The organism is Streptomyces sp. PA03-3a (genome assembly GCF_033792735.1).
Classification (GTDB): Bacteria; Actinomycetota; Actinomycetes; order Streptomycetales; family Streptomycetaceae; genus Actinacidiphila.
Genome location: NZ_JARAVM010000005.1, coordinates 22,478 through 34,279 on the forward strand (window position 1 = coordinate 22,478; position 11,802 = coordinate 34,279).

Sequence of the window (11,802 nt, forward strand, 5' to 3'; positions counted from 1 at the left end):
CGCCTCGATCGGACGGGCTCTTGGCGTTCCGCGGCGGCCCCCTCAGCCGGCCGCCGCGCGCCCGGCGAAGGCCAGCACCCTGCGCCAGGCGTCGGCCGAGGCCTCGGCGTGGTCGTCCTGCTTCACGTCGAAGAAGCTGTGCGGGGCGCCCGGGTAGGTGACCACCTCGTGCTCGACCCCCGCCTCGGCGAGGGCGTGCTCGAAGGCGTGGACGCGCTCCGGCGGGATGCCGGGGTCGTCCCCCGCCATCAGCGCGAGTACCGGGGCGGTCAGCTCGCCCGCCCGCTGGGTGGGCCCGGGGGAGCCGTCCGGTCCGGGGGCGGGCCAGCAGTAGAAGCCCACGGTCCCGGCGAGGCCGTGGCCCGCCCTCTTCGTGCCCGCGAGGACGGCCAGACGGCCCCCGATGCAGAAGCCCGCGGTGACGATCCGGTGCAGTGCGCCGCCCTCGGGGGAGCGCAGGTGCGCCACCGCCGCGGAGAGGTCGTCGTACAGGCCGCGCGGGGTGAGCCGCGCCATGTGCTCGTCCACCGGGAAGGCCGGGCCCCGCTCGCCGGCCCCGGCGGTGCGGCCGTAGTAGTCCACGACCACGGCGTGATGGCCGTGCTCGGCGAAGCGCCGGGCCAGCTCGATGGAGAAGCGGTAGAGCCCGCGCACATCGGGCAGGACGACGACCCCGAGGCCGGAGGGGTTCTCCGGTACGGCCTCGAAGGCGGCGAAGCCTGGGGCAGGCGCACGAGGGGCCCGGCACCGTGTGGTGCCGGGCCCCTGGTGCGTCCGCGGTCAGCGGCGGCCGCCCTCCTCCATGCGCAGCGCCAGCGCCGGGCAGCGGGCCACCGCGCGCTGCGCGGCGGCGTCCAGGTGCGGCGGTACGGGCGTGCCGGCGATGTCGGGGTAGCCGTCCCGGTCCAGCCGTACGATCTCCGGCAGCACACCGGCGCACAGGCCGTGGCCCTTGCACAGCGTCCAGTCGACGTTCAGCCGCTTGTTGCTGGGTGCCGCGGCCGCGGCGCCCGAGGAGCCGCCGCGCGGCGCCGGGGGGTCGGACTTCAGCAGCGGCAGCACGCCCACCGTGGGACGGCCGCAGCCGCCGCCGAGGACGTGGGCGGCGAGATCGTCGGTGAAGGTGTTGATGCTGGACATCACAAAGCGCATCGAGCCGTCGGGGTGCTTGCACACGCCGCGCCCCTTGACCGCCACCGCGGTCTGCCGCAGCTGCTCCAGCGCCGCCTGTCCACCGCCGTTGAGCACGTCCTGGAGCAGCCCCGCCATACGGGGCAGTCCGAGGCGGCACGGCCCGCACTGGCCGGCCGTCTCGGCGGCCAGCCACTGGGCGACCAGCAGCGACTCGCCGAGCGGGCACAGTCCCGGGTCCAGCGGCAGCAGGGCGCCGGCGCCCAGAGTGGCCTTGTGGGCCTCCAGGCTCTCCCGGGCTATCGTCACCATCGAGGCCACGCTGGGGTCGATCCAGGCGCCGTGGTAGCCGCCGACGAGCACGCCCTGCCCCGGGTTCCCACCGCACATCTGCAGGATGTACGACATGGGGACACCGGTGGGGGTCTCCACGACCGTCTGCCGCGGCACCGAGCCGGAGACGGTCAGCATGGCGGTGCCGGGCTCGCCGGGAGCGCCCGCGGAGCCGAAGCGGATCGCTCCCATCCGGGCGCCGACGGCCAGTTGGGTGAAGGTCTCGGTGTTGGAGAAGAGCGTCGGCATCCCGCCGAGACCGGACTCGCTCGCGCTCACCTTCTTGCCGGGCGGCAGGGGGAGGCCGCCGTTGGCCGCCGAGATGATGCCCGAGGACTCGCCCGACACGAAGCGCTCCGGCATGCGCACGATCCGGGCCCTCAACTGGCGGCCGCGCTTGGTGCCGAGGCCGCGTTCGGCCAGGGCGTCGCGCACGGACTGCTCGTTGGTGTCGCGTGTGACGCTGATGACCAGTTCGCGCGCGCCGAGGATCTCGGCGCACAGCAGGGCGCCGTCCAGCATCAGGTGCGGGGCGCGGCGCAGGATGACCGCGTCCTTGCGGCAGGCCGGTTCGCCCTCGCAGCCGTTGACCATCACGGCGGTCGGGGTGCCGCGCCGGCGCGCGGCCTCACCGACGGCCTTGAGCTTCCTGTAGAAGGGGAAACCCGCGCCGCCGCGGCCGCGCAGCCCCATCAGCTCGGCGAGGTCGAGCAGTTCGCCCTCGGTCAGGCTGGGCATGGAGCCGTGCACGTTCAGATGGGTCACCCGGTCCAGGCGCTCCACCTCGTCGAAACCCGCGGTGATCCGGGGCAGCCCGACGGTACGCACGTCGGGGAGCACATCACCCGCCCCCGAACGAGGGGCGGGTGACCGGTCCGGTATGGCGGGAACGCTCATCGCTGTCCTTCATAGGGGCCGGGCGTGGACTGCTGCCAGGCGATCGGCTGGAGCCGGTCGGCCCCCAGGGGATCCACGTCCTGTGCGCCGCCCTGCATCGGCGTGCCCCAGGCGGGGGTGCCCTCCCAGCCGGTCTGCTGGGGCTGCTGGTACGGCACCTGCGGTTGCTGCGGGTACGTCGCCTGGGGTCCGGCGGGTACCTGCGGCATCTGCATCGTGGCGGCCGCGGGATCCAGGCCGAGGGTACGGTCCGGGGGCGGGGGAGGGACAGCCGTGTACTGCTGGGCGGTGGGGAAGTTGGGCAGCGGCGGCAGCGGCTGGCTGTAGGCGCTGGCCAGGCTGGGCCCCGTCTCCTCGCGCGGTACGGCGCGCCGGCGGCCGCCCGAGCCGCCGCGGGACGCGGCCCGTTCGCCGCCGAGCTTGCGGAAGGAGGCGGAGCGTTCCCGGGTCTCGGGGAAGAGCGCCTCGCCGCGGGTCCTGCGGAGGCGGTAGATCAGGCCGATGGCGACACCCACCAGGCAGATCCCGTAGGCCACGACGATCCACGACTTGGCCGAACGCCCGGACTGCAGGCCGTGGATCAGCGCCATGCACCAGGAGGCGTAGGCGGTGCTGTGCAGGATGCGCCACCGCACGGGGTGGCGGTTGGCGGCGAAGACGCTGCGCATGGCGCCCGTGGCGGCGGCGAGGATCATCAGGTAGGCGGCGAGCACGCCGAGGGCGATGAGCCCGTCCCGGCCGGTCACGCCGAGGGGGAGGAAGGCGCCGGCGGTGGTGACCCGAACCTCGACGACCTTCGTGGTCACGTGCAGGATCAAAAACCCGATCGCGGCGACACCCAGACCGCGGTGGATGCCCTGGGTGAGCAGACGTTCGCGGGGCCCGAGGAAGACGGTGTCGGTGGACACCAGGCCCCAGATGACGGTGCAGCTCAGGGAGACGAGGGTGAGGACGCCGGCGCCGAAGTCCAGGAACGCCCGCAGGTACGGCCCCGCGGTGACGGCGAGGACGAGCAAGGCGGCGGCGGTGCCGGCGATCGCCCAGGCGCGGGGCGACCGTGCGGCGCGAAGGGCCCCGGACAGGATGTCGCTCGCCGGTATCGGGGGGGTCCGGCGACCGTCCGGGGACTGTCGGTTGGTGCGCATGGGGCAGACGCTAACCCCTACGGGTGGTCAGAACGATCGTCTTTCGACAACCCGGGATGAGGATCATTACGAACTGCTAACGTTGGTTTGTTCGGGCTCCGTTCGGCAATGATGATCGGCTCCTCCTTGCAGCGTCCGATCTCCGTCACCATATGTCCGCATTCCGGATCGGATCGCCCTCCCAATTGCCCTTTCGTGGGCCTTCCTTGAGTGCTTCTTGGCGAACACATGTACCTGGCATGAGCTGTTCGTGGCGAGAGTGGCGTGGCGGTCTTCGCGCGCCGCCGGTTCCGGCGCGCCGCCACTCCGCGAGAACTTCACACAGCAGGGGGTCACATGAGTTCAACCCGCTCGAGAAGGCGGGCAGGCCTGGCCCTGGCGGCGACACTGCCGCTGGTCGCCGGCGCTCTGGCGATGGGCATACCCACCGCACAGGCCGACGCGCCGCACGGACGGCACGGCCTGGCCGGCAGCAAGCCGGGCTGGGCCACCGCCAAGGCCGACAGGGGCGCCACGGCCGACACGGCCGACGTCACCCTCCGGGTCTACCTCGCCGGCCGCGACGCCCAGGGCCTGGCGGCCTACGCCAAGGCGGTGTCCGACCCCGGTTCCGCCTCGTACGGCGCGTTCCTCTCCGCCAAGCAGGCCAAGGCCCGCTTCGGCGCCACCGCGCAGCAGGTCGCCCAGACCCGGCAGTGGCTGGAGTCCTCCGGGCTGCGGGTCACCGGTGTCAACGACCACTACCTGACCGTCACCGGCGACGTCGCCGACGCGGAGAAGGCGTTCGGCACCCAGCTCCACAACTACGCGAAGGGCGCCAAGACCTACCACGCCCCGACCGGAACGGCCTCGGTGCCCGCATCCCTGGGCGGCGCGGTGCTCACGGTCACCGGCCTGGACAACTCCCCGCGGCGCGCACGGCACCAGGACACCCTGCCGCCGCCCGGCGCCGTCTTCAAGAACGCCGGCCCCTTCTCGACGTACTACGGGTCGAACACCGACAAGAAGCTGCCGGTCGCCTACGGCACGCGCGCCCCGTACGCCGTCAAGGGCTACACGGGCAAGCAGTTGCGCGCCGCCTACGGAGCCGGCTCGTACAACGGCAAGGGCGTCACCGTCGCCATCACCGACGCGTTCGCCTCTCCGACGATCGTCGCCGACGCCAAGAAGTACGCGGCCCGCAACGGCGACGCCCCGTACAAGCGCGGCCAGCTCTCCCAGGTGCTGCCGGCCGACTACCGCTACACCAGCCCCGACGAGTGCGACGCCTCCGGCTGGTACGGCGAGGAGACCCTGGACGTCGAGGCGGTGCACGCGGTGGCCCCGGCCGCCGACATCACCTACGTCGGCGCCTCCTCCTGCACCGACGACGACCTGCTCGACGCGCTCGGCAAGATCGTCGACCACCGGCTCGCCGACATCGTCTCCAACTCGTGGGGCGACCTCGAGTCCAACGAGACGCCGGACATCGCCGCCGCCTACGACCAGATCTTCCAGATCGGCGCGGTCGAGGGCATCGGCTTCTACTTCTCCTCCGGCGACGCGGGCGACAACGTCGCGAACCCGCTGGGGACCGGGGCGAAGCAGGTCGACACCCCGGCGAACTCCCCCTGGGTCACCTCCGTCGGCGGCACCTCGCTCGCCGTCGGCAAGGGCGACACGTACCAGTGGGAGACCGGCTGGGGCACCCTGAAGGCGACGCTGGCCGAGGACGGCTCGAGCTGGACGGCCTTCCCCGGCGGCTTCACCTCCGGCGCGGGCGGCGGCACCAGCAAGCTGTACGCGCAGCCCTTCTACCAGCGCGGCGTCGTCCCCGACTCGCTCGCCCTGGCAGGCGGCGGCAAGGTCAGGCAGCGCGTCGAGCCCGACATCTCGGCCGTCGCCGACCCGAACACCGGCTTCCTGGTCGGCCAGACGCAGGCCTTCCCGGACGGGTCCCTCCAGTACAGCGAGTACCGGATCGGCGGCACCTCGCTGGCCGCGCCGGTCATCGCGGCCGTGCAGGCGCTGGCGCAGCAGGCCCGGCACGGTGTGCCGATCGGCTTCGCCAACCCGCTGATCTACGACCGCTACGGCACCGGTGCCTACCACGACGTGACCGACCACCCGCTGGGCCGCGGCAAGGACCTCGCGGTGGTCCGCGTGGACTACGCCAACGGCTTCGACGCGGCGGACGGCACCATCACCTCGCTCCGCAGCCTCGGCAAGGACAGCTCGCTGTCCGCGGTCGTCGGCTACGACGACGTGACCGGCGTCGGCACCCCGGCGCGCGGCTACCTCGACACGTACAAGCCGCACCACCGCTGAGCACGGCCGGAAACGGCACGGAAGGGCCCGCACCGGGGGGAACCTCGGTGCGGGCCCTTCCCGCTCTGGGGTACCCTGACCGCATGCGTGCCGTACGCCTTCTGCTTAGTGAGCCGTGCTGACCAGGATCGATGTCAGCGCGGCGCCCCTCCTGTGCGAGGGGCTTTTTCGTTTCCGCGGCTCCGCGGTTCCGCAGGCAGATGCCCGTACGGCGGCCGGGCCGCAGGCCGTCATGACAGCGATGGAGTACGAAGGACGATGAGCGAGACCACCCCCGCCGCGGAGGCGGCTGCGCCCCACCGCTACACGGCCGCCCTGGCCGCCGACATCGAGAGCCGCTGGCAGGACTTCTGGGACGCGAACCAGACCTTCGCCGCCCCGAACCCCACCGGCGACCTGGCCGGGGACGGCGAGCTGGCCAGGCCCAAGAAGTTCATCATGGACATGTTCCCGTACCCCTCGGGCGCGGGACTGCACGTCGGCCACCCGCTGGGCTACATCGCCACCGACGTCTTCGCCCGCTTCCAGCGGATGACCGGGCACAACGTGCTGCACACCCTGGGCTTCGACGCCTTCGGCCTGCCCGCCGAGCAGTACGCGGTGCAGACCGGCACCCACCCCCGGGTGTCCACCGAGGCCAACATGGAGAACATGAAGCGGCAGCTGCGCCGCCTGGGCCTGGGTCACGACACGCGCCGCTCGTTCGCCACGATCGACCCGGACTACTACAAGTGGACCCAGTGGATCTTCCTGCAGATCTTCAACTCCTGGTACGACGAGCAGGCCGACCGGGCCCGCCCGATCGCCGAGCTGGTCGAGCAGTTCGAGAAGGGTGAGCGGGACACCCCGGACCGGCGCCCCTGGGCCGAGCTGACCCCCGCCGACCGCGACGCCGTGCTGGGCGAGTACCGCCTGGCGTACGCCTCGGAGTCCCCGGTCAACTGGTGCCCCGGCCTGGGCACCGTGCTGGCCAACGAGGAGGTCACCGCCGACGGCCGCTCCGAGCGCGGCAACTTCCCCGTCTTCAAGGCCAAGCTGCGCCAGTGGATGATGCGCATCACCGCCTACGCGGACCGCCTGCTGTCCGACCTGGACGCGCTGGACTGGCCCGAGGCGATCAAGCTGCAGCAGCGCAACTGGATCGGCCGCTCCGAGGGCGCCAAGGTCGGCTTCGCCGTCGAGGGCCACCCGGGGGAGCCGATCAGCGTCTTCACCACCCGCCCGGACACCCTGTTCGGCGCCACCTACATGGTGCTGGCCCCCGAGCACCCGCTGGTCGACGCCGTGGTGCCGGCCGCCTGGCCGGAGGGCACCAAGGACGCCTGGACCGGCGGCGCGGCCACCCCCGCCGAGGCCGTCGCGGAGTACCGCAGGCAGGCGCAGGCAAAGTCCGACGTCGAGCGGCAGACCGAGGGCAAGAACAAGACCGGCGTCTTCAGCGGCGCGTACGCCGTGAACCCGCTGACCGGCACCCGCATCCCGGTCTTCGTCGCCGACTACGTCCTGATGGGCTACGGCACCGGCGCCATCATGGCCGTCCCCGGCCAGGACGAGCGCGACTGGGAGTTCGCCACCGTCTTCGACCTGCCCGTCGTCCGCACCGTCCGGCCGCCGGAGGGCTGGGAGGGCGAGGCCTACACCGGCCAGGGCCCGGCGATCAACTCCGCCAACGACGAGATCGACCTGAACGGCCTGGAGGTCGCCGACGCCAAGCGCAAGGTCATCGCGTACCTGGAGCAGCGCGGTATCGGCGAGGGCACCATCAACTACCGCCTGCGCGACTGGCTGTTCAGCCGCCAGCGGTACTGGGGCGAGCCCTTCCCGATCGTCTACGACGAGGACGGCGTGGCCCACGCCCTGCCCGAGTCGATGCTGCCGCTGGAGCTGCCCGAGGTCGAGGACTACTCCCCGCGCACCTTCGAGCCGGACGACGCGGACACCGAGCCCGAGACCCCGCTGTCCCGCAACGCGGAGTGGGTTCACGTCGAACTGGACCTGGGCGACGGCCGGGGCGTGCGCCCGTACCGCCGTGAGACCAACACCATGCCCAACTGGGCCGGTTCCTGCTGGTACGAGCTGCGCTACCTGGACCCGCACAACGACCGCAAGCTGGTCGACCCCGAGATCGAGCGGTACTGGATGGGCCCGCGCGAGGGGCAGCCGCACGGCGGCGTCGACCTGTACGTCGGCGGCGCCGAGCACGCGGTGCTGCACCTGCTGTACGCGCGTTTCTGGTCCAAGGTGCTGTTCGACCTGGGGCACGTCTCGTCCGTGGAGCCGTTCCACAAGCTGTTCAACCAGGGCATGATCCAGGCCTACGTCTACCGCGACGGCCGCGGCTTCCCCGTCCCGGCGGCCGAGGTCGAGGAGCGCGACGGCGGCTACTGGTACGGCGGCGAGCAGGTCAAGCGCGAGCTGGGCAAGATGGGCAAGTCCCTGAAGAACGCCGTCACCCCGGACGAGATCGCCGCCGAGTACGGCGCCGACACCCTGCGCCTGTACGAGATGGCGATGGGCCCGCTGGACGTCTCCCGTCCCTGGGACACCCGCGCCGTCGTCGGCCAGTACCGGCTGCTGCAGCGGCTGTGGCGCAACGTCGTGGACGAGACGACCGGCGAGGTCACGGTGACCGGCGCCGAGCCGGACGAGGACACCCTGCGCGCCCTGCACAAGGCGATCGACGGCGTCCGCCAGGACCTGGAGGGCCTGCGCTTCAACACCGCCATCGCCAAGATCACCGAGCTGAACAACCACCTGACCAAGGCGGGCGGCCCCGTGCCGCGCTCGGTGGCCGAGCCCCTGGTGCTGCTGATCGCGCCGCTGGCCCCGCACATCGCCGAGGAGCTGTGGCGGCGGCTGGGGCACGACGGGTCCCTGGCGCACGAGGACCTGCCGGTGGCCGACCCGGCGTACGTGGTGGACGAGACCGTCACCTGCGTCGTGCAGATCAAGGGCAAGATCAAGGCCCGCCTGGAGGTGCCGCCGACGATCTCGGACGCGGACCTGGAGGCCCAGGCCCTGGCCGACCCGGCGGTCGTCGCCGCGCTGGACGGCGCGGGGGTCCGCAAGGTGATCGTGCGGGCTCCGAAGCTGGTGAACATCGTTCCCGCCTGAGGGCGTGAGGGCGTGAGGGCGTGCCCGGGCTGACGGCGTGGCGGCGTACCCGGGCTGACGGCCTGATGCCCGGCTGATCGCGCGGTCGACGCGAATCGGTGTAGGGGGCGGGCAAGGGTTCTCCCGGAACCCTTGCCCGCCCCCGTCCGTTTACCGTGGACGTACAACCGATCCAGCAGACCGGCCGGTCGGACGGACCGGGCGGACCAGGCAGAGGAGCCGCCGTGGATGTCGCCGTCGCCGTGATCCTGCTGCTCTTCGCCTCCTTCCTGGCGCTCGGAGTCGTCGCCGCGGTCAAGACGGCGCGGGCGGTCAAGCGCGGGGTGGAGCGCACCAGCATCGAGGCCCGCCGAATGGTCGAGGACACCGGCCTCAAGGCCCGCCGCTACAGCCGGCCCGGGCCCGCCGGGAAGCTCGCCGAGCTGCGCCTGGCGCTGCGTACGTCCGTCGCGAGCACGGGCGAGGCACTGGAGGGGCAGGCCGCCGTCGACCCGTCGCTGAGCGAGGCCGTCGCCCTGCTCAGCCGGCTTCGCTCGCACGCCCAGGAGCTCGACGCGGAGCTGAGGCTTCTGGAGCGCGAACCCGACCGCGCCCGCATCGCCGCCCGGATCGGCGAACTCGAGGAGCGCACGCGGCGCATCACCCACTCCGCCGACTCGCTGCGCTGGGCCGCCCAGGACCGCGCCCGCCGCTTTGCCGACGACGACCTCGCCGCGCTGGGCCGCGACATCGACCTGGAGGCCGGGGCGTTGCGGCACTGGGCTCCCGCGGCGCTCCCGGAGCCGGGACCGGGGCCGGCAGCGGAACCGCACATTCAGCCGGGGGCGCGGCGCGAGCGGACGTCCGAGCCCGGCGCCGGTCAGCCGCCCAAGGCGCTGTGACAGGCCCCACGCGGCCGCGACGCGTCCCGGGGACGTTCACCCGGGTTCACCTCGGCGGAGCCGTACTGTCGCCCGGCCTTCGGCGCGGGTAACCTCCCGCACATGTCGTCCCATGTCGCTATCGTCACCGATTCCACGGCCTACCTGCCGCAGGAGGCCCTGACCCGGCACCGGATCACGGTGGTGCCCCTGGCGGTGGTGATCGGCGACGAAGCGCTGGAGGAGGGCACCGAGGTGTCGGCGCCCGCGGTCGCCCGCGCTCTGCAGCGCCGCAAGCCCGTCACCACGTCGCGGCCGAGCCCCGAGGAATTCGCCGCCGCCTACCGCGCGGTGGCGGAGGCGGGGGCGACCGAGATCGTCTCGCTGCACCTGTCGGCGGAGTTCTCCGGCACCCATGACGCCGCGCTGCTCGCGGGGGCGCAGGCGCCGGTGCCGGTGCGCGTGGTGGACACCGCCATGGTCGCCATGGCCCTCGGGTTCCCGGTGCTGAGCGCCGCCGAGGCGGCGGAGGCGGGCGGTTCCCCGGACGAGATCGTGGCGGCGGCGGAGAAGCGCGCCTCGGACACCTCGGCGTACTTCTACGTGGACACCCTGGACTACCTGCGCCGGGGCGGCCGCATCGGCGCGGCGCAGGCACTGCTGGGGTCGGCGCTCGCGGTGAAGCCGCTGCTGCAGCTCGACGAGGGCCGCATCCAGTTGCTGGAGAAGGTCCGTACGGCCTCCAAGGCGCTGGCTCGGCTCGAGGAGATCGTCGTCGAGCGGGCGGGCACCCGGCAGGTGGACATCGCCGTCCACCATCTGGCCGCCGCGGACCGCGCCTCCGCCCTGGCGGAGCGGCTGCGGGCGCGGGTCCCCGGACTCAACACGCTCGTCCTCAGCGAGGTCGGCGCGGTGATCGGCGCCCACACCGGTCCCGGGCTGCTGGGGGCTGTCGTCTCCCCGCTGTGACGTCTTCCGGGTGACGGAGTTATCCACAACCTGCGGACCTTCCACAGGACTTGAGCAAGATCATCTTGTTGGTGGCGGTCCGCCTACCGTCGCTGACATGGGATCGACCACCGCAACTCCTCGCCACCGCAGGCATCCGTCCGCGGCCCCCGGCGCACCGGCGCCTGCCGCGGTCCGGGAGCGGGCCGCCGCGCTCTTCGACCGTCCACCGGCGCGTCCCCCGCAACGGGGTGTGCCGCAGCCGCCGGAACGACCGGAGCGACCGGAGCGACCGGAGCGACCGGGGCCCGGGGCACGACCGGATCCGCCGACGCGACCGGATCCGCCGGCGCGCCGCCGCGTCGGGAGTGCCTGGCGTCTGGCCCTGACCGAACGCCTCCCCACCTGGTTCTCCGTCCGCTGCGGCATCGAGGCGAAGACCGCGGCCGCCCTCGCCGTCGTGCTGGTCGTCGCCCTGGCCTTCGCGGTGCACCACTTCCGGACCGGCCGGCCGCGCACCGTCGCGGTACCCCCGGTCGCCGCGGCGCTGCCCGCCGCCGAGGCCCCCGCCGCCGACCGGACTCCGGCCGCGGCCGGGGCGCGGGCGCCGAGCCCCGTGCCGGGCGCGAAACCGGTGCTGGTCGTGGACGTCGCGGGCAAGGTGAGGACGCCGGGGCTGCGCCGGCTGCCCGCGGGATCCCGCGTGGCGGACGCCGTGGCCGCCGCCGGGGGAGCGCTGCCCGGCACGGACACCAGCGCCCTGAACCTGGCCCGTCTGCTGGCCGACGGGGAGCAGATCGTCGTCGGCCGCCCGGCCCCGCCGCCCGTCGGCGGGCCCCCGGGGGCCGCCGGCGCGAGCGGTCCGGTCAGCCTCAACGCCGCCACCGCCGAGCAGTTGGACGCCCTGCCCGGTGTGGGTCCCGTGCTCGCCCGGCACATCATCGACTACCGCGGACGGCACGGCGGTTTCACGTCCGTGGAGCAACTGCGAGACGTCAACGGCATCGGGGACCGCCGGTTCTCCGATCTCGAACCGCTGGTCACCCCGTGAGCGCGTCCCGCCCGGC

At 73.2% G+C, this 11,802-nt stretch carries 7 protein-coding genes and 1 pseudogene; 5 read left to right on the forward strand and 3 right to left on the reverse strand.

The window, feature by feature from the left end:
- Window positions 1–42: 42 nt before the first annotated feature.
- From PV342_RS07240 to PV342_RS07250, 3 genes and pseudogenes are all read right to left on the reverse strand, one after another.
- A pseudogene (locus tag PV342_RS07240) lies at window positions 43–705 on the reverse strand (dienelactone hydrolase family protein); the annotation flags it as partial.
- A gap of 75 nt (window positions 706–780) precedes the next feature.
- The gene (locus PV342_RS07245; RefSeq protein ID WP_400801524.1) at window positions 781–2,361 is read right to left on the reverse strand and encodes an NADH-ubiquinone oxidoreductase-F iron-sulfur binding region domain-containing protein; all 1,581 of its coding nucleotides are present in this window, start codon (window positions 2,359–2,361) and stop codon (window positions 781–783) included.
- Complete coding sequence (locus tag PV342_RS07250; RefSeq protein WP_400801526.1) at window positions 2,358–3,506, reverse strand: ferric reductase-like transmembrane domain-containing protein; 1,149 nt, start codon at window positions 3,504–3,506, stop codon at window positions 2,358–2,360. The genes PV342_RS07245 and PV342_RS07250 overlap by 4 nt, the downstream gene beginning before the upstream one ends.
- Window positions 3,507–3,842: 336 nt before the next feature.
- On the opposite strand from PV342_RS07250, the gene PV342_RS07255 reads away from it, so the two are divergent.
- The 5 genes from PV342_RS07255 to PV342_RS07275 all read left to right on the forward strand — a co-directional run bounded on the left by PV342_RS07255 (window position 3,843) and on the right by PV342_RS07275 (window position 11,786).
- The gene (locus tag PV342_RS07255) at window positions 3,843–5,813 is read left to right on the forward strand and encodes a S53 family peptidase (protein ID WP_400801528.1); all 1,971 of its coding nucleotides are present in this window, start codon (window positions 3,843–3,845) and stop codon (window positions 5,811–5,813) included.
- A 258-nt stretch (window positions 5,814–6,071) separates the two neighbouring features.
- Window positions 6,072–8,927 (forward strand): leucine--tRNA ligase, encoded by a 2,856-nt coding sequence (leuS, locus tag PV342_RS07260; RefSeq protein WP_400801530.1) that lies wholly within the window; start codon window positions 6,072–6,074, stop codon window positions 8,925–8,927.
- Between the two features lie 224 nt (window positions 8,928–9,151).
- Window positions 9,152–9,808 carry a hypothetical protein gene (locus tag PV342_RS07265; protein WP_386991147.1) on the forward strand — a complete coding sequence of 219 codons (657 nt, stop codon included), beginning with the start codon at window positions 9,152–9,154 and terminating at the stop codon, window positions 9,806–9,808.
- Window positions 9,809–9,910: 102 nt separating this feature from the next.
- Entirely contained in the window at window positions 9,911–10,756 is an 846-nt protein-coding gene (locus PV342_RS07270) for a DegV family protein (protein WP_386991149.1), read from the forward strand.
- A gap of 97 nt (window positions 10,757–10,853) precedes the next feature.
- Complete coding sequence (locus tag PV342_RS07275; protein ID WP_500316213.1) at window positions 10,854–11,786, forward strand: ComEA family DNA-binding protein; 933 nt, start codon at window positions 10,854–10,856, stop codon at window positions 11,784–11,786.
- The last annotated feature ends 16 nt before the right edge of the window (window positions 11,787–11,802 follow it).

Excerpts from the sequence above, each read along its gene's own strand:
- PV342_RS07250 (WP_400801526.1), bottom strand. The coding sequence starts at position 3,506 with ATGCGCACCAACCGACAGTCCCCGGACGGTCGCCGGACCCCCCCGATA.
- leuS (WP_400801530.1), top strand. The coding sequence starts at position 6,072 with ATGAGCGAGACCACCCCCGCCGCGGAGGCGGCTGCGCCCCACCGCTAC.
- PV342_RS07275 (WP_500316213.1), top strand. The coding sequence starts at position 10,854 with ATGGGATCGACCACCGCAACTCCTCGCCACCGCAGGCATCCGTCCGCG.
- PV342_RS07270 (WP_386991149.1), top strand. The coding sequence starts at position 9,911 with ATGTCGTCCCATGTCGCTATCGTCACCGATTCCACGGCCTACCTGCCG.
- PV342_RS07245 (WP_400801524.1), bottom strand. The coding sequence starts at position 2,361 with ATGAGCGTTCCCGCCATACCGGACCGGTCACCCGCCCCTCGTTCGGGG.
- PV342_RS07255 (WP_400801528.1), top strand. The coding sequence starts at position 3,843 with ATGAGTTCAACCCGCTCGAGAAGGCGGGCAGGCCTGGCCCTGGCGGCG.